Here is an 18890-nt window from a genome sequence, read left to right on the forward strand (position 1 = left end):
GAGGAAGGAGAATAAAATGGCAGAAGAAAAACCTTATTTAACCGGAAGAACGTATATTTTTAAGTTGCCCAAAGGCAAAGACTTGATGGAATCTCTGGCAGTGTTTTGCCACGATAATCAAGTGAAGTGCGGGATTGTCAATGTGATTGGCGCAGTAGAAAATGCCACCATTAGTTTCTTTGACCAATCCAAGAAAAAATATGATAAAAAAGTCATTGCCCAACCGCTGGAAATTGTCAGCTTGAGCGGCAATATCAGTATCCAAGATAACCGCCCCTGCGTGCATGCGCATATCATGCTGGCTGATAAAGAAAGCCAAGTATTCGGCGGTCATTTATTGCCGGGTACGAAAATCTTTATCGGCGAGGCCTATATCCAAGAACTCGTGGGTGAACCCAAAGTGCGCCGTATGGATAAAGTGACCAAAGCCTCTTTGTGGAGCTAATATCGTAACGATTGTATTTTGACAGGGTGGAAACTCTTTTCCGCCCTGTTTTTTACGGCTTGTGGGAAAATTCTAGTCAAAAAACTTGATAGAATTTACCAAGCAATCTAAACTAAAATTACCCCCTGCTCTGAAAAGCAGGGGGTAATTTTATTAGTACAACTAAAACTGCTTATTTCTGCGGGGCGCCGCCGGTTAAATCTTTAATGGCGGCCACGGCACCCAGTACATTGCTGGCCTCGTAGGGCATGTAGATAATTTTATTATCTTTGCCGCTGGTCATTTCCGTCAAGGCTTCAATGTATTTCAAAGATACTTGATAATTGGCCGGATTGGCTTTATCACCTACGCCGGCGGCCAAAATGCGTACCGCTTCGGCTTCGGCGTTGGCTACGGTAATTTTGGCTTGAGCGATACCTTCCGCCTCTAAAATCGCCGCTTGTTTGGAACCTTCGGCCTTTTTAATTTCGGCTTCCCGCACGGCTTCCGCTTTTAAGATTTGAGAAGTTTTCAAACCTTCGGCTTCGGTTACGGTTGCACGGCGGTCGCGTTCGGCTTTCATTTGCTTTTCCATGGCTTCGCGAATGGCGGTGGGGGGGATAATGTCTTGCAATTCCACGCGGTTGACTTTCACGCCCCATTTGTTAGCGGCATTGTCCAAGGTAATTAACAGTTTGCCGTTGATTTTTTCGCGAGCGGTATAAGTTTGGTCCAAATCCAGTTCACCGAAAATGTTACGCAACGTCGTTTGCGTTAATTTTTCAATAGCCGTCGGTAAAGATTCCACTTCATAAGCGGCTTTGACCGGATCGGTAATTTGGAAATACAACACCGCGCTGATTTCAATAGTGGCATTATCTTTGGTAATAACACTTTGACGCGGGAAATCATAGACGGTTTCGCGCATATCAATAACGGTGCGGATTTCTTTGTAGGGCATGACGCGGGTGCGGCCGGTGTTGTCTACAAACTCGCGGCTGTTGCGCCATTCCATAATGTGCGGACGGTCCATGATGGGGATAATCCAGTTAATACCCGGATATAAGACCCCATGGAATTTACCGAAGCGTTCGACGATAATCACTTGCGCTTGGTCCACAATTTTGATACCTTTGGCAATTAAAACCACTGCAAAAAATACAATGGCTGCCAAGAAAATTACATATAAGTCCATCATTATTTTGCTTCCTCCTGTGTTGGAATAGTTGCTACAAAAAGGGTATTGCCGTCTATTTTTTCTACGCGCACTTTTTCGCCTTCTTTGGCGGCTGCATTAAAATGAGCCCGCCAGTTATCTCCGTCGGTTTGTACACGGCCGATATGGTCCTCGTCGGGGGCAGTGACTACAATTACCACACGCCCGATCAATGCATCCACATTTGTTTTGACGTGCTTGGTGTGCATGTACAACCATTTTTTGGCCATGGGCCGTACGGAAATAAAAGCCAGCAGGGAGATACACACAAACAAAACCGATTGGCTACCGATGCCCAGTCCTAACCATGCCGCAAAGGCAGAGCCCAACAGCCCGATACCAAAGCAGGTAAGAGAAAAGTCCATCGTGAACAATTCTCCGATAAAACATCCTACCGCTACAATCAAATAAGTATAGTAAGGCATGATTCCTCCCGACAATTAATTTTTTAACACGTCCATATACTGACGTAAAAACGTAAGCCGCCTCTCATCGCGCAGTTTGTTGAGAATAAAAATCATGTGGCTGAAGAAACGGCGCAATATCAAACGAGAAGAAAGTGGTTGTACAAATGCCTCATTCCATTCCAAATTGCGCTCAAAAATATAATTTTTGCAATCTTCTAAAGTAAGCAAGCGGCCGTTTTCTAACGGATCGGCAAATAAAGGTTGCGAGGCGTCTTGAGGTTGCAAAGTAGGCAGTACTCGTCCGGCCAAATCGACTACGCCGGCTTCCAGCCCAAAACGTTTTGCGCAGACGGTGTACAAACAGCACATGCACAAGGCAGCGCCTTGCTTTTTTTGCAAAAAGCGCCCAAATGAAATTTCCTTAATGTCATGGGCGGCCGGCAGCACCGCATATTGTTGGGTATGAAAGAAAAATTGCCCCAAATAGTTCCAAATATCCGCCGCAGACGTGCAGTTAGCCAGTATCGGGCGCAACTGACGGGCCAGCTCGTCAATGTGCTGGCTGATTTCTTGACGGGTGATAGCGGGATTGACAAAGCGGGTGACCAGCGTAAGGGCTTCTTCCAGTTCCGGATTGATTTTGCCGGTGAAAAGAGAAATCTGTTTTGTTAAATCTTCCCAATATACTTCTTGCATGGCACCTACAAAAGCGGCCGGTAAAGAAGAATGAAAATCTTGCTCAATGACGCTGTGCAACGCCTGGGGATTGTTTTGCATGATATGCGCCAATTCCTTTTTGAGCAAAGCCGCCTCCGGGCCGGTTTCGCGGCCCAATAAATCGATGAGTGCTTTAATTTGGGAAGGTCGAATTTGTTGCATATACATAATCTAGCAAATTTAGCCGTTTCGTGCACGAAAATAAAAGGAGTATTTTTAATTGTAAAATGTTTTACATAGGTTTGCCACTAAACGCTCGTTTTTAATAAAAAAACCCGCGCCAAAAGCGCGGGTTTTTTAACGAGCAAAAGATTTATTGAATATCTTTTTCGTTAGCGGTAATCAAGAGTTCCACGCGGCGGTTTTTGGCGCGGCCGGCTTCGGTGCTGTTGTCAGCCACCGGTTGGGCAGAACCATAACCGACGTATTGAATGCTCAAGGTTTTCAAACCGTTACCGATTAAATAATCATATACGGCTTTAGCACGTTGAGTGGAAAGCGGCTTATTGACCGCATCAGAGCCGGTAGAATCGGCGTGACCGGCGACGATGATATTGTTTTTCGGATATTTCTTCAACACACGCAATAAATCATTAAGCGTGGTCACAGAAGCGGAAGACAAGGCCGCATTACCGGTTTCAAATAAAATATCGTTTTTCAACGTAATGACTAAGCGAATCGTTTTGCCGTTTGCATCTTTGACTTTGGTTACGTCAGCAATGGCGGCTAACTCTTTGGCTTGTTTGTCATAATAGTTACCCAAAGCACCACCGACTGCAGCACCTGCTAAGGCACCATAGATGGCTCCCTGATAACTTTTTCCGCCGGTATTATTGGCGATTACGGCTCCGGTTAAAGCACCTACGGCCGCCCCGCCGCCCGCACCGATAGCGGTACGTTTACCCGGGGTGGTGCAAGCAGTCAGCAATAATGCCACGCTTACGCCCAGTAACATCATTTTTTTCATGGTATTCTCCTTTTTCGGCCTAGGGCCGGATATGTAGTAAATATATTTTAACTTTTTTGAACGAACTTGTAAGTACTTATTCCTATCGCTATTTAGCGCGTTGGTGAAAAATAAATTTCAACCATCCCGGATAAAGCGCCACTATGTAGAGTACAATAAAGCCCCGAGCCACCAATCTTCCCCAATGCGGCCCCATCCAAAGGATGCAATACTTCTGCAGAAACATAATAAGTAGCACCAAAGGAATTAACCCTACTATTCCCCAAATAATTTCTTTCCAGTTAAGGCCGGTTGCCTCAAAACCAATCCAGCGTTTTTCAATGTAGCGTGCGACACAAAATGCCGCCAAGGCCCCAATATCTTTATAGCCGTCATTCATCATTTTTTGCGGATCTACCAATAGTTTTCCGTCGATATAATCTAAAGGATAAGGCTTGTAGGTGATGTATAATAGGGCCAATGCGGAAAATAAAATTCCGCCCAATAAAAATTTATTTTCCTGCTCGGGATGTTTGTCCACATAGGCAAATATTTTCCACGTGCCCCACAACGAGAGAACTCCTAGTAACAGCCCTACGCCCACATCTTGCGGAGTGTGCACTCCCAGATAGTTACGGGAAAATCCGGTTATTAAAATGGCAATGATACATAAAACAGCCGCCCAACGCATGCGGGGGCTATGCCAAAAACCAACTGCCATACCGCCGTAAATGGGAGTAGCGGTGGTGGTGTGTCCGCTGGGGAAAGAATAACCCGTCGCCGTTTCAATGGCATTTCCGGCAGGTAATACCCGCGGGTCCCGTATCCAAGGACGATAGGCGCACACGGTTAATTTCAGTACGGCATTGAATGCCACACAGATATGTAGCGCCGTTAACGTGAACAAACCGTTTCGTTTATGAACGGTCCAATAAATAAATGTAGGCAGTAACACCAAATAAGTTACCGCAAACAAGGAAACCATCTCCAAGCACGGGGTCCAAGCATCTTGGATGCTGTTTCTAAATTGTTGTAGCCACAACAAGTATTCAATATCCATCTTTTTCTCCTTTTATTTAATTTAATCCTAACGAAGTTAAAAGCCGGCGTAACAACCCTTCCGTTTTTTCTTTGGCCGGTGTGCGAGAAATGGCATTGGAATGACGTTGAGTATGCAGTGCCAAAGAAAGAGCCGAGGTAAAAGAAGGGCCCAGCATTTCTTCGCTATCTGCAATTAATTGATCATGTCCCGCCAGTTTCACCCGTCTAACGGAAAAAACAGATTTAGCGGCATTTTTTACGGGAATATCAGCCCCACCGCCGGTAAGTACGATTTGGTGAGGGGCATATTTAATGTAAGAGAGCGATTGCACCAACTCGTGATGTATTTTTTTAAGTAGTTTTTGGGCGGCTTCGTCCAATACGTCATCCATAATTTCATCTTCCCCGTAGGTATAATCTCGCTGAATTTTTTGCGCTTCCTGAAATTCGTTTTGCAACGTGTAGGCTACTTCTTGAGTGACAAGTTCAGCCCCTAACGGGATTTCCCAAGCCGCTTCTAAAAGTCCTTTGTGGTACAAGGCTGCGGAACTGTTTTGCGCGCCGATATCTAAAAGCAAAACACCGGCTTGTTTTTCTTCGGGCTTAAGCAAAGTATCACACAAAGTTAATAGAGTCGGTACCACTACAAAATCTTCAGAACCGGCCGCAGTTAAGACGCGGTTCAAATTATGCAGATGGCTGCGCAAAGCACAAGAAATAAAACTTTCTACTTCTAAATTATTGCCGCTGAGCCCCACGGGATTAACTCCCATTTTCCCATCTAAAGTAAAACATTGCGGTAATACGTGCACAATCTCTAACTCTTCACTTAAACTTTCCGGCAAAGATTGATCCAAGACGGCTTGTACATCTTTTTCGGTAATCACTTGATTTTTACTGGTGATGGAAAGAAAACCGCTGGTACGGCGGAAACTTAAAAATCCGCCTCGCAGTCCGACGGTAAGCGTGGGGGTAAAAGGAGCATATTCGCTCATTTCTGCCAGTAGCTCTGATACGGTACGTACCGCATGGTCAAAGTCCAGTATATAACTGGCACTAATGGAAGCGCACGGCACCTGCACGCTACGGCGTACGCGGAAGGTGTTGGTAATGCTGTCATAAGAGGTAAGCACGGCCGCAATTTGGCCACTACCGAAATCTAAGGCTAAAAAGTGTTCTTCCATGGCCTTATTTTATCAAATTTGGGGTGTAACTGCTTTCGCCTACAAATCGGCGTGAAAAGTAAATTTTTATATGGAACTTAGGCGGCAGAGAGAAGGGGGAATTTCATATAATATAGACGTGATAGAAATTAAGGATTTATCTTTTCATTTTGGGTTACGCACCTTGTTTGAAGGGGCGAATCTGCTTGTGCCCGACGGCGTGAAAATGGGTGTCGTGGGGCTCAACGGATGCGGTAAATCTACCTTATTTAAGCTGATCACCGGCGAACTCTTTCCGGACGGTGGGAAAATCGATATTTCACGCGGAACACAGCTGGCCAGCGTGGCGCAGGAAATTAAAGATCCGTCCAAAAAATTACTAGATTTTGTATTGGAATCTGACTTAGAAATGACCCGTTTGCAACACAAATTGCAACAATCTGATCTTTCCGGTGAAAAGTTAGCCGAAATTTATGATCGGTTAGATAGTTTGGGGGTGCACTCGGCTACGGCCCGGGCCAGTGCCATTTTAAGCGGTTTGGGATTTGTCAATGAAGATTTTGAACGCCCGCTGAAAGAATTTTCCGGCGGATGGCAAGTGCGCGCCAATTTAGCCGCCACTTTATATGCACCGAGCAACTGTTTACTACTCGACGAGCCCACCAACCATTTGGATTTAGAAACGGCCACGTGGCTGGAGAATTATCTTTCTAAGACGGAAAAAACCGTACTTCTTATCAGCCATGACCGCCATATTTTAAATCGCTTATGCGATAAAATCGTACACGTAGAGCAAAGCCAGCTCAAAGTATATAACGGCAATTATGATACCTATGAGCGCACGCGGCAGGCCGAGCAGGAAGGGGCGCGTTTGGCGGCAGCTAAACATGAGCGGGTCGTGGCGCATTTGCAAAGTTTTGTGGATCGTTTCCGTTATAAAGCGACCAAAGCCAAACAAGCTCAAAGCCGCCTCAAAATGATTGAAAAATTGGGAGAGCCTCCGGAGGTAATTAAAGATCCGCAAGTGCATTTTCAGTTTCCTTCCCCAAGCCACTTGACGCAAGCCTTAATTACGCTGGAAGAAGCGGTGGCCGGATACGATGATCAACCGGTGTTGCAACATCTTACACTGCGTATTGAGCCCGATGACCGTATTGCTCTTTTAGGCGCAAACGGGAACGGAAAATCTACGCTTGCCAAGGTGTTGTCGCATCGCTTGTTACTAATGAGCGGGCGAATGACGATTGCCAAAAAAATCAAAATTGCTTATTTTTCCCAGCATCAGACGGAAGAATTAGATCTTGAAAAAACACCGTTTGAAATGTTGGCCGGTTTAATGCCACCGGGGACGAGCGAAACACAAATCCGTGCCCAACTGGGTGCGTTTGGCCTTAATAAATCCAAGTCGGATACCGTTATCGGCAAATTGTCCGGCGGGGAGAAAAGCCGTTTGCTCCTGGCAATCATTACCAAAGATGCCCCGCATTTGTTAATTTTAGACGAGCCCACCAACCATTTAGACATTTTATCGCGCCAAGCCTTGCTGGAAGCCTTAAATCACTATGAGGGGGCAGTGGTGTTAATCACGCACGATTTGCATGTGATAGAAATGGCTTGCGATACTTTGTGGCTGGTAAAGGGGGGCACGTGCCAGATTTATCGCGGAGATTTGGAGGACTATAAAGCCAGCCTTTTAAAGAAAAATGATAAGGGCTCCAGCGCTGCCAGCGACAAAGAAAACTCTGCCGAAACCCGCCGAAAAAATGCCGCTGCCAGGCGAGCTTTGCTGGCCCCGCTTAAAAAAGAAATCCGCGAACTGGATAAAAAATTGGAAAAATTAAACGCCCGTAAACAAGAGCTGGAAAATTTACTGGTGCAACGCTATGACGCCGATAACAGTATTGAGTTGGCCTTACTGGGAGATCAGATTTCAAACGCGGAAGAACGGTGGCTGTTTCTAAACCAACAATGTGAAGATGTTTTGGCCGGTAAAGAGGAGGCATTATGAGCGCATTTGATTTATTAACCCCGGATTTACAAGTTGCCCTGAAACGTCTGAACATCACGGAACCGACGCAGATACAACAATCGGCTTTACCGCCGGTGCTTCAAGGGCGTGACGTGTTGGCTACCGCGCAAACCGGTACCGGAAAAACATTTGCTTTCCTCTTGCCGCTTATCACACATCTGCGTGCACGGCCTGAGAGTGCGGCGCTTATCTTATCTCCTACGCGCGAACTGGCACAACAGACCCAAGCAGCCTTGGAAAGCCTGGTACCGCCCGAAGAATTACTATCGGTGTTAATTATTGGCGGAGAAAATATACATAAACAATATGCACTACTGCGCCGAAAACCACGCCTGATTATCGGCACGCCGGGACGGATTATAGACCATATTCTGCATAAAAGCATTCCCCTCAAAAACATTGCTTTTTTAGTACTAGATGAAGCGGATCGGATGCTGGATATGGGGTTTATTCCGGATGTGCGAAAAATTTGCACGGCCTTACCAACCCCGCGCCAAACATTATTATTTTCAGCTACTTTGCCCAAAGAAATTGAGCAATTAGCGGGGGGACTTTTGGTAAGTCCGGTGCGCGTACAAATCGGCTCAGTGACTCGTCCGGTGGATTTAGTAGTACAGCAAATCATTCGTTTGGGTACGCGCGAGCGCTTGGGGCAATTACTCACGGAACTGGAAAGCCGCCGCGGACAGATTTTGATTTTCGTAAAAAGTAAACACTTGGCAGATAAACTGGCCAAACAACTTAAACAATATGGAGTAAAGGCCAATGCTTTGCACGGCGATTTGCGTCAAAACAGACGGCGGCAAGTAATGGAGTTTTTCCGCACAGGGACAGTGCCGGTGTTGGTGGCCACGGATGTGGCAGCCCGCGGGCTTGATGTGGACGGCATGACTTGTGTGATTAATTATGATTTGCCGCAATGTCCGGAAGATTATATCCACCGTATCGGACGCACCGGCCGGGCCGGCAGTGTGGGCACCGCCCTTTCCTTTATACTGGAGGAAGATGACAGTAAGTGGAAGGATATTGTGCGTACGTGCCATTTAGGGAAAATAGCGGAACTGACTAAGGGCGATCGCCCTTTACCAAAGCCCAAATTTGTGCCGGATAGGGGAGCTGCAAAACCCAAGAAAGTTTCGATTCAAAAAGAAAAATCCCTACCGGTTGTATCTTCTGATAAATCTCGTTTGGAAGGAAAGAAAACCGCTTCTGCGCCGTCCGCTGCCAAGAAGAAACCGGTGCCGGCAACGGTGCCAGCTCCCGATAAATCTTTTGGTTTTGCGGTGATGCGTGTGGGACGGAAAAAGAGACAATCCGGTGTTTCCGCTTCGCAAGAAAAAGCCGCCAAACATCGCCGACCGTTTTCTTTTCACTTCAAAAAACGCCGCAAAAAATAACACCCCGCTTTTGGCGAGGTGTTAAACGATACACGAAATTATTTAATTTCTCTGCAACCGCTGGGTAGCGTAGGAGTGGTGCTTGCCTGTGCGGTACTTTGACAGACCCAACTGGTGTCCGGGCAACAAGCAATCGGTGCATAGACGCCGTTGGCATTATGCGTAGGGTACATAAAGTCTAAATGGTAATCCCCTTTATTGCTGGTAACGCGTACGCGATCGCTCATTAAGGTATAGGTAAAATTGCCGTCGTCTATTTCAGTGCCCGCGAAAGAATCAACCCCGATAAACGAAGCGTCTATTTGATTAAAGTTGGTGGGGACTTCGCTGTTGATGGATCTGAAACGAACGGCTGAATCCAATAAGGTCTTTCCGTTTGTTAAACCTTCCATCATTTCTGCGCGGCGGATGGATTTGGTATATTGCGGCACGGCAATAGCAGTCAGAATGCCGATAATCAGCACCACTGCCATTAATTCGATTAGAGTAAAACCTTGTTTATTAGCAAACATATGAGCTCTCCTTAAGTATTTCTTTTCTACAGTATAATGATTTCAGAGCTGTGTGGCAAGCCCAAAATGGGACATAGGATAGCAGTCTTGCTAGTTGTTTGTCAATAGTAGATTAAAAAAGGACTTGCAAAATGTTTCTCAAAAAGTTTTAATCTAGGTGTAGGGTAGTTTAAAACTAATAAGGAGGAAGTACTGCATGAAGAAACTACTAGGCTTGCTGTTGGTCGCTGCTGTGGCCTTCCCCGCAAGCGCTGATGTATTGAAAAACGTAAACCTCATTGGCGAAATTCAAACCATCGCCTCTGATGTTAACCATAACACTGACCCGGCATATTATAATGACGGCGTACACACCCGTGTGTTGGCTGGTTTATCTGCCCAACTCGTGGAAGATGTAACTGCCAACATTTTGTTCCAATATGCTGATACTTGGAACGGTAATATGGATGGGGATACCATCAATGACTATGAAGGTCGGGTAAGAGTATCCAACGCCAATGTAGTGTTGTCTAACTTATTTGATTGCTTAGAAGCGACCGTCGGTCGTCAATTCTACGGTGATGAAGACAGCGCTGTCATGTATGTTGGTCCGAACCACTACAATGCGGAAACCCGCGCTGCTTATGCCCAATCTTTGGATGCGGTCAAATTGACCTATGCCGATGATGTAAAAGCTTTTACCTTCATCGCCGGTAAAGTGGGCGTTGTAGATAATGGCATGGGCCCTGTAAACGTCTTGGGCGGTCTTGCTGATGGTACCAAAATCATGGGTGGTGACTTCCGCTTGAACGTTACCGATGCAGTCAAATTGCAAGCTTACATCTACAATTTCGAAAAAATCACCGTGCTCAATATTCCGGACGGTAACACTGATAAAGATGCCGGCTTGTATGGTGCCAAATTGAGCTTCACTCCGGAAGCTGGTTTATTTAGCGTAGAATATGCCCGCAACTATGGCGGTGACCGCTTGATTAAAGAACATAAAGATACCGGTTACATGGTAAAAGCTGATGCCAAATTGGACATCAACGAATTTGCCGTGCGCGGTGCTTTCTTGTATGAACATGAAAACTTCCGGGCTTGGGGCAACTATACTCCGGGTTTGATCATTGGTCATAGATTGGCTGGTCAAATCGGACAATACTCCGGTGAAGGTGTCCGTATGTTCAACTTGGGTGTCGATTTTAACCCGTTTGAAAAATGGACCTTCTCCTTGGATGGCTATTCCTTCCAAGATCGTTATGCTCACCATGCCTCTACTTGGGAAGCTGACTTAACCGCCAAATATACGCACAATGAATATGTGCAATTATTTGCTGGCTTAGGTTATGCCAAGTATGGTAATGATGAAGTCGCTGCAGGCACCACCTATAAAGATGCCTTCCACAAAGACAACATCAAAGGCCAAATCGGTATGTTGATTAACTTCTAATCTTAGAAGAACAATCTAAACCCCGCTCCTCGGAGCGGGGTTTTTTCTTGTAAGTAAAAAAGTACGGGGAATATGCAAGCACATTCCCCGTTCCCCATTTATCCCCCGATAGACCCTTGCGGGTCGGACAAAAATCGCTTTGTTTCTTTTATCATAGCAAGCGGGGGGACCTCAAGCAAGTTAAAAAATTAATTAGATAGGAAGTCTTAGAAGACGCACGAAACCCACGATAGCCGTAAGGTATCGGTTTTCGTAACTTTCAATTTAGATGGGGTTTTGTAATAGCAAAGGTACCGGCTCTAAATAGCGGTCAAACAAATGCCATTTTGGTCGGCTATTTTGATGACTTCTTCTAAATCCAGTACAAGGGTTTTGTCCGCTTCAAAAGCCAGCAGTTTAAGGCCGCTTTCTTGCAAAGAAGAAATGGTGCCTTTGCCTATGACCGGCAGATCAAAACGATTATCTTGGTCGGGGCGGGCCACTTTGACGACGGCTATACAACTCTTTTTTTCAGCTGATTTTTTGTAGAGTTCGCCTGCACGGCGAATGCACGCGTCCGTCCCTTCCATGCCTTCCACGGCAATGACTGCGCTTTGGCTGACTACACACGTCAAACCGATGTCTAAACCGGACAGGGTCTTAGCAATTTTGTAACCAAAAGCAATGGCTTTTTGCTCTTCTTCGGTAGGAGTGCGACGGCTCAGCGTGCCCTTGGGGGGCATAAACCGTTCCAGAAAAGAAGCCGAGCTGACAAACTCTATGCCTTCCTTCTGAAATTCTTCGATAACGCGCGACAAAATATGTTTAGTCTGCATGGATTTGAGCGAGGCTAAAAATTTAGCCCCGCGCAAATCCGGCATTATGTTTTTGAAAATAGAGGTATGTTGCACACGGCCGGCCATTAGCACCCGAGATACTTGATGCTTTTTGAAAAAACTGATGCCGGCACCCAGTTGGCCCATGCGTATACTACAGATGACTTCAGCAATGCCTTTGAAATCTTCTTCCTTGGCATTGCCTTTTAAGGCAGCCACCACCACGCGCACGCCTTTTTGGACGGCTTCGCGAGCAATATAAATGGGCATTTTGCCTTCACCGGCAATAATGCCTAATACCTCATTATTATTCATCGGCTTGGTTTATTTTACGTTTAGCAGCGGTAATTCCGCGTTGCGAGTTCTTGCAGAAATCCAACATCTCTTGTACAGGCGGAATAGGATGTTGGGCTTCTAACTGCGCGATAGCGTCTTTGAGTAACAGTCTGGCGCGGAATAATACCTTAAAGGCACGTTGAACGGCCATAATTTCTTCCCGTTTCATGCCGGCACGACGCATCCCCACCACATTTAATCCAACTAAACGGGCCCGTTCTCCTTGGGCGGTGCAGAAGGGGGGGATATCTTGCGGAGCCATGGTGCCGCCGGAAAGCATAGCCAACCGGCCGATGCGTGCAAATTGATGTACGCCGACCATACCGGAGGTAATCACGCGGTCTGCAATATGTACGTGCCCGGCGATACCGGTGCAATTACCCAGAATGATATTATTTCCCAAGCAACAATCATGTGCTACGTGAGAATTGGCCATCAATAAACAAGAATTTCCCACAATCGTGGGCACCTGTTCATTAGTGGCACGGTGAATGGTGACACATTCGCGGATCTTATTACCATTGCCAATTTGCACCATGCTTTGCATAGAATCGTCGTAAGACAAGTCTTGCGGTTTGACTCCGATGGTAGCATGGGCAATAAGCTCATTGTCATCGCCCATAACGGTATTTTCGATTAAGCAAAAAGGACCAATGCGGTTGTTTTTGCCAATCGTCACCCGCGGACCAATGACCGTGTAAGGGCCAATATAGGTGGACGGATCTATTTTAGCATCCGGTGCTATAATGGCGGTGGGATGAATATGTGCTTCAGACATGCAAGTTTTCTCCTAATATGAACGTCAGGTATGCCTGCGTGCAGAGTTTGCCATTGACGTACGCTTCCGCGTAAATGCGCGAGAGCTTGCCAAGGCGTAAAAATTGCACGGGCATTTCTAAAGTGTCCCCCGGAACAACCATCCCCCTAAATTTCGCATCTTCTACCCCTAGAAAGAGCGGTATTTCTTTTCCTTTCGATACGTGCCCCATCCCCGCACTGCCAAACGATTGCGAAATACTTTCCAAAATCAATACGCCGGGCATAATCGGTTTTTGCGGGAAATGTCCTTTGAAAAAATACTCTTCCCCCGTTACTTTCTTAATCCCTACGCAAGATTTTTGCTCTTCAATAATGCGTACTTCATCTACCAGTAAAAACGGATCCCGATGTGGGATGTTTTTCTGAATATCCTCTTTACTTAACACCCTAATGGCCGGCGCGGACAACAACGGTGCTAAGGACGGATGTTTTTCTTTCATTTTTCCTCCGCATTAGCTAGTAATAACCGCCCAAATAACACATTGTGTTTATGGCCCCCCATATGACAGGTTATTTTTAAGGGCGGTAGCCGTTTGCCAATTAAGCGTAAATCGCCTACTAAATCCAGTATTTTATGCCGCACTAACTCATCGGGAAAGCGCAGCTCATTTAGAAATTTATCTTTGCCCACGACTACTGCATTTTCCAAACTGCCGCCTTTGGCCAATCCGTGCGCTTTGAGATAGGCCAATTCTTCTTCAAATCCAAAAGTGCGAGCCGGAGCAATCTGTGCCACATAATTTTCAGTTGAAAACGATAAGGTGTATTCCTGACGGCCTACCAAGGGATGTTTGTGTTCGTATACAAAGGTAAAAGTAAGTTGATCCGACGGCTCGGCCGCATACGAGATATTACCGGCAGAATAAGTAACCGGTTTTTTAAGATTTAATAGCGGTTCTTCTTCTGTTAAATCCGTCAGACCGGCTTTTTGCAAATGTTCGATATATACTTTGGCAGATCCGTCCATAATCGGCGGTTCCGGTCCATCCATTTCAACGCATACATCTGTTAGCCCTAAAGCGTGCAGGGCAGATAGAACGTGTTCCACGGTCCATACTTCGGCCGTTTCATTCTTTAGATTGGTGCCGCGCAGGGTAGAACCTACGTGAGCCAAATCGGCCGGGATAGGGGCAGAACCGGCTAAGTCCACTCTGACGAAGTGAATTCCGTCTTGGGCCGGCTTGAAAGTCATAGTAGCCGGGGCTCCCGTATGTATGCCTACGCCACTTACAGAAACAGATGTTAAAATGGTTTTTCTCATGTTATTTCTCTACTGCTTTTTTAAGTGCTTTTAATTCTTTATACAGTTCCGGTAATTTACCCTCGATAGCCATAATGCGCAGGGTTTCTTTCATCGGGCGTGCCGGAGAGCCAAAATAGGTTTGTCCGGCCGGTATATCCGAAGTGACACCGGTTTGGGCGGCGAGTACCACTTTGTCTCCCACGTGCACATGGCCTGTAATACCCACTTGTCCGGCCGCAATTACACCGCTTCCGATCGTGGTGGTACCGGCCACGCCTACTTGGGCACACATAATCGTACTTTGCCCTACCTTTACATTATGCGCAATTTGGACGAGATTGTCTACCTTCGTGTTGGCACCTACTACGGTGTGGGCCAGTTTAGCCCGGTCTACACAGCTGTTAGCTTGGATTTCGACATCATCTTCTAAAATTACATTTCCAATCTGTGGAATTTTATGGTGGCGGCCTTCGTGGAAGATAAAGCCAAATCCATCATTACCGATTTTGGCGCCCGGTTGCAAAATGACATGATTCTTAAGCACACAATCTTCGCGCACTACCACTTGCGGATACAAAATGCAGTCTTGTCCGATTTGAGTGCGTTTGCCAATATAAACTTGCGGGAAAATCACGGTATTATCTCCGATGACCACCTCATCTTCAATTACGCTATAAGCACCCACAGATACATTCTTGCCCAGTTTGGCAGAAGGGCTGATGACTGCTGTCGGGTGAATGCCAGGGGTGTGTTTAGGGGTTTGGGCATCCCAATATTGTACGAGTAGAGTATAAGCCCATTCGGGATTTTTGGCATACAACAAATTGGTTTTGAGAGGCACCGTGATTGCTTTTGCTGTTTCCGGTACAATCAAAGCACCCGTCACAAATCCTTCCGGTACGACCACTTTTTCTAGGCTGTTTAGATAACAAATCCCTTCCGGGCTGGGGGCGGCTAAATCACAAATATGTTTGATAACAAAATTTTCGTCTCCGTTGAGTTCGGTATGGGTGATTTCGGCTACTTGTTTTAGGGTTAATTGCATAATTACCTCTCATTTTTTACGATACTTTTTGGATTTTTTGAGCCTGCTTACAAAATCTTTGGTCACGTTCACGGGGTCTTGTCCGTATAAAATTTCATCTTTGCGGACAATAGCTCCGATGTTTCTCTTTTGTGCAAAGGTCTTAATCTCACTATAAATATCTTGCAAAATTTCTTTGACTTCTTCCTGTTCTAATTTTAGTATTTCTTCGCGGGTTTGGTACTTATAATTGTCTATAAAAAAGGTCCGCTCGGCAATAATTTTTTTATTGGTGGAGATCCGGTCCGTGATTTCTTCCAGTTGCGCCGGGGAGTTTAACGGACTGGTGGAGAGCACTTCGCTACCGGAGAAAAGCAATCGGTTGAGCACATTGGAAAAAGCTAAAGAATCTGCGTTTTCAGGTACTGCCGGAAGCAATAATTGGTCTGTTACAATGCTTTCGTAAAAGGGTTTTAATTCGGCTACTTGTCGAGAGAGTAGTCGGTTTTCCGATTCCAACGCGGCAATAATTTCTTTGGCATTTTCTACTTCGCGTTGTTTAGATTTAATTTTCTGGTCAATTTGTTTTTTCACGGCCTGCGTACGGGGATGTTCGTTAAATGCGATATCAATATCTATATACGCTACGGTCAAACACGCTTCGGGCGCTTGAGGAGCTGCTTCGTCTGTTTTTTCTGCTTCCGAAGGAACGGCCTTTTCCGATGAAGGTTGCTGTTTTTGTTCTTGCCAGGCTTGTTGTTTGGCATGTTCGGAGAGTTGGATATCCGTATCGGGTTTGTCTTGTGTGAGTTGCGGGGGGGCTTGCATCGGTGCTTGCATTTCTTGCTCAGTACGGTTTTTGGCCTTGATATTCTCTATTACGGATAATTCTTGCGCAGTAAATTCCGTTGCCGCTTCCTCTGCGTGTGCGGCACTGGTAAGTAGCAAACAGCCTAGACAAATTCCCAATAATTGGCGCATAAAATCCCTTACATCATGTTAGAGATATTAAAGTAAAAGTGCGACCGATCTTCGTTATTCTTGTGATTCAAACCGTATCCCCAATCAATACGAATGGGTAAGGACGGTGTCGTAAAGCGTAACCCGGCACCTACCCCGGCTTTGAATTGATTTTCATCGGGGCCGAGCGAAAAATCTAAATCACTGGCTTTGTTCCAAGAGTTCCCCATGTCATAGAATAAGGCAAATTGGGCTAACGTGCGTCTTCCTTCACGCGCCAGCGGAAAGCGTAATTCCGCATTCATCACGTAATAGGTGGTACCACCATACAAGGGGCCCACTTCTCCGGCGCGTTCATATCCACGAATGGTATCTGCGCCACCCAAGAAGAATTTTTCATAGGGGGGTACTTCTCCCGTGCGACCATACGAGCGGACAGAGCCTATCTTGTTGGAAAACACAAATACAATGGGATAATTCCCGCCGATATTAAGCAGGGTATAATTAAATACAGAACGTGCATTGAGATACCACAAATCCAAATCTCCGCCTACCGGTCCGCCGGCTAATGATACGCCTAAAGAGTTACGCCAACCGGTGGTAGGGTCCCAGATATTATCCCGCGTGTCAATCGCAAAATCGACCCCGAAGGAAGACATATTTGTGTCTCCCTTAGCGATATAATTTTCTTGTCCGGGCTGGGCAATAGGCTCGCGGAAGCGGGCATCAATATCATAAATATCGATGTTCTCGAAGGTGTAGCTAAAGGTCAACTGATAAATATCATCATTAAAGCGCGGTCCGACACGGATACGACCGCCGATACGTTTTTCCGTATAGGCTTGGTTTTCAGTAGAGAAAGCACGGTAACGGCGGGTGTTAAATAAATCGATTCCCAAAGACGTTGGTTTATCATAAATCCACGGGGTGGACCAAGTAACCGTGTAATCCAAAATTTCTTTACCAAACATCGTGCGTAAGCTGAGGCGTTGGGCACGGCCAAAGAGGTTCATGTGATTGATGGATAATTCCCCGTACAAACCGTCTTGAGAACTCATAGCCATACCGGCCGTAAACATACCGGGGCGACCTTCCACCACATTAAAATCTAAATCCACTTTTTGTGGGTCTGGTGTAGGTTGAATATCGATTTGTACATCATTAATAAATCCTAAATTCATGATACGGGTTTGGCTGCGCTCTATTTTTCGGGAGTCATACAAATCACCGGGTTTAATAGTGATTTCACGCGTAAAGACATATTTTTTCGTATTTTCGTAACCGGTTACATCCACGTGGTCAATGAAAAATAAGTGTCCTTCGGTAATGTCATAGCTGATATTGAGCCGTCCGTCTTGAATATGAGTCTGCGGCGTGACACGCGCTTGCAGATAACCCTGATTGGCATATTGTTGTTGAATGGCGGAAATGGTATCATCAAAATCTTTTTGATTATATAAATGCCCCGAGCGAATATACGCTTTCTTTTTAAGTTCTTCGGAAGTAAAAACATTGTTTCCTTCAAAGGAAATATCGCCAAAATCTACTTTTTCGCCTTCTGTGACATCATAGGATAAAGTGACGGATGTTTTATCTTCATTTACAGCTACTTGGGGTTGAGTAAGATTAAATTCCGCGTAGCCTTTGTTGCGCCCGAAGAGCATCATTTTCACCCAGTCTTGTTGCAATTTTTGCGGCTTAAAGACTTTGCCGGGTCGGTTAGAGGCTTTCTTTATAATTTTTTTGGCAGGAAGCGGACTTTCGTCATTGATTCCATTTAAGTTCAGTTCGGCTACACGGACGCGGGGGCCTTCATCAATCAAAAATTTTACAGTAACTGTTTTTAATTCTTCGTCCGTAATTAACTCGTAGTTAATTTGTGCGTTGATGTATCCTTTCTCGGCGTATTTGGCCTTGATGCGGTCCAAATCCGCGACGAGTTTGGCTTCATTAAAAGGGTCTTTGAGCTTTAAATTCATGGCCGTGGTAATGGCGTTTTTGCCTAATTTTTTTCGGCCTTCATATAAAATGCGGTCAAAGATAGGTTTTTCTTCTACGATATAGGTAATACGGTGACAGGATTGAGGAGTGCTTTCTTCGTCTTTGCGGGTGCCTTTGCTACGAGTAATATCCACTTGTACGCTGTCGAAATTGCCTAAAGCGGAAATGTCGCGCACGTCTTCATTGACGTGGTAACGCTCATACCATTGGCCTTTTTTGGCGTGGGCGGCTTTGGTGACGGTGCGTTTGCTGATGTTTTTTAGTCCGTCGACGGCGATATCACAAATCATCCACGGGCCGTCGGTATCAATTTCGTCGGTAATGTCTTGCGCAAAAAGGCCCACAGGTATGAGCAAACATAATACCGGCACCCACTTATAAAAATAATTCATCCGCACCTTCCCTACT

18 protein-coding genes are annotated in these 18890 nt (G+C 45.8%); 4 read left to right on the top strand and 14 right to left on the bottom strand.

Annotated features, from left to right (window positions below; translation table 11 throughout):
• The first annotated feature begins 16 nt into the window (after positions 1–16).
• Complete coding sequence (locus IKN49_03630; GenBank protein MBR3632136.1) at positions 17–445, top strand: DNA-binding protein; 429 nt, start codon at positions 17–19, stop codon at positions 443–445.
• A 172-nt stretch (positions 446–617) separates the two neighbouring features.
• Here the strand turns inward: IKN49_03630 and IKN49_03635 are convergent, their stop codons facing one another.
• From IKN49_03635 to IKN49_03660, 6 genes are all read right to left on the bottom strand, one after another.
• Positions 618–1619 carry an SPFH/Band 7/PHB domain protein gene (locus tag IKN49_03635; GenBank protein MBR3632137.1) on the bottom strand — a complete coding sequence of 334 codons (1002 nt, stop codon included), beginning with the start codon at positions 1617–1619 and terminating at the stop codon, positions 618–620.
• Positions 1620–1621: 2 nt separating this feature from the next.
• Entirely contained in the window at positions 1622–2065 is a 444-nt protein-coding gene (locus IKN49_03640; protein ID MBR3632138.1) for an NfeD family protein, read from the bottom strand.
• A gap of 15 nt (positions 2066–2080) precedes the next feature.
• Positions 2081–2926: a hypothetical protein gene (locus IKN49_03645; GenBank protein MBR3632139.1), complete on the bottom strand. Its 846-nt coding sequence runs from the start codon at positions 2924–2926 to the stop codon at positions 2081–2083.
• 151 nt (positions 2927–3077) lie between these two features.
• Positions 3078–3731 (bottom strand): OmpA family protein, encoded by a 654-nt coding sequence (locus tag IKN49_03650; GenBank protein MBR3632140.1) that lies wholly within the window; start codon positions 3729–3731, stop codon positions 3078–3080.
• An 88-nt stretch (positions 3732–3819) separates the two neighbouring features.
• Entirely contained in the window at positions 3820–4770 is a 951-nt protein-coding gene (locus IKN49_03655) for a phosphatase PAP2 family protein (GenBank protein MBR3632141.1), read from the bottom strand.
• Between the two features lie 16 nt (positions 4771–4786).
• Positions 4787–5935 (bottom strand): hypothetical protein, encoded by a 1149-nt coding sequence (locus IKN49_03660; protein MBR3632142.1) that lies wholly within the window; start codon positions 5933–5935, stop codon positions 4787–4789.
• A 118-nt stretch (positions 5936–6053) separates the two neighbouring features.
• On the opposite strand from IKN49_03660, the gene IKN49_03665 reads away from it, so the two are divergent.
• Entirely contained in the window at positions 6054–7922 is a 1869-nt protein-coding gene (locus IKN49_03665; protein MBR3632143.1) for an ABC-F family ATP-binding cassette domain-containing protein, read from the top strand.
• Positions 7919–9340, top strand: coding sequence for a DEAD/DEAH box helicase (locus IKN49_03670; protein ID MBR3632144.1), 1422 nt, complete (start codon positions 7919–7921; stop codon positions 9338–9340). Before IKN49_03665 ends, IKN49_03670 begins: the two co-directional genes overlap by 4 nt.
• Positions 9341–9378: 38 nt before the next feature.
• Here the strand turns inward: IKN49_03670 and IKN49_03675 are convergent, their stop codons facing one another.
• Positions 9379–9852, bottom strand: coding sequence for a prepilin-type N-terminal cleavage/methylation domain-containing protein (locus tag IKN49_03675; GenBank protein MBR3632145.1), 474 nt, complete (start codon positions 9850–9852; stop codon positions 9379–9381).
• Positions 9853–10048: 196 nt separating this feature from the next.
• Here IKN49_03675 and IKN49_03680 point away from each other — a divergent pair, with 196 nt between their 5' ends.
• Positions 10049–11284, top strand: coding sequence for a hypothetical protein (locus tag IKN49_03680; GenBank protein MBR3632146.1), 1236 nt, complete (start codon positions 10049–10051; stop codon positions 11282–11284).
• 299 nt (positions 11285–11583) lie between these two features.
• Here IKN49_03680 and lpxI read toward each other — a convergent pair whose 3' ends face one another.
• The 7 genes from lpxI to bamA are packed head-to-tail and all read right to left on the bottom strand — an operon-like array spanning position 11584 to position 18874.
• On the bottom strand, positions 11584–12414 hold the full coding sequence (lpxI, locus tag IKN49_03685) for a UDP-2,3-diacylglucosamine diphosphatase LpxI (protein MBR3632147.1): 831 nt from the start codon (positions 12412–12414) through the stop codon (positions 11584–11586).
• The gene (lpxA, locus tag IKN49_03690; protein MBR3632148.1) at positions 12407–13213 is read right to left on the bottom strand and encodes an acyl-ACP--UDP-N-acetylglucosamine O-acyltransferase; all 807 of its coding nucleotides are present in this window, start codon (positions 13211–13213) and stop codon (positions 12407–12409) included. Before lpxA ends, lpxI begins: the two co-directional genes overlap by 8 nt.
• The gene (gene fabZ / locus IKN49_03695; GenBank protein MBR3632149.1) at positions 13206–13694 is read right to left on the bottom strand and encodes a 3-hydroxyacyl-ACP dehydratase FabZ; all 489 of its coding nucleotides are present in this window, start codon (positions 13692–13694) and stop codon (positions 13206–13208) included. Before fabZ ends, lpxA begins: the two co-directional genes overlap by 8 nt.
• On the bottom strand, positions 13691–14515 hold the full coding sequence (gene lpxC / locus IKN49_03700; protein MBR3632150.1) for a UDP-3-O-[3-hydroxymyristoyl] N-acetylglucosamine deacetylase: 825 nt from the start codon (positions 14513–14515) through the stop codon (positions 13691–13693). Before lpxC ends, fabZ begins: the two co-directional genes overlap by 4 nt.
• A gap of 1 nt (position 14516) precedes the next feature.
• Entirely contained in the window at positions 14517–15542 is a 1026-nt protein-coding gene (lpxD, locus tag IKN49_03705) for a UDP-3-O-(3-hydroxymyristoyl)glucosamine N-acyltransferase (GenBank protein ID MBR3632151.1), read from the bottom strand.
• A gap of 9 nt (positions 15543–15551) precedes the next feature.
• Positions 15552–16502: a hypothetical protein gene (locus tag IKN49_03710; protein ID MBR3632152.1), complete on the bottom strand. Its 951-nt coding sequence runs from the start codon at positions 16500–16502 to the stop codon at positions 15552–15554.
• Positions 16503–16510: 8 nt separating this feature from the next.
• Complete coding sequence (gene bamA, locus IKN49_03715) at positions 16511–18874, bottom strand: outer membrane protein assembly factor BamA (GenBank protein ID MBR3632153.1); 2364 nt, start codon at positions 18872–18874, stop codon at positions 16511–16513.
• Positions 18875–18890: the final 16 nt, after the last annotated feature.

It is taken from the genome of Elusimicrobiaceae bacterium (assembly GCA_017528825.1).
In the GTDB taxonomy this organism is placed as follows: Bacteria; Elusimicrobiota; Elusimicrobia; order Elusimicrobiales; family Elusimicrobiaceae; genus Avelusimicrobium.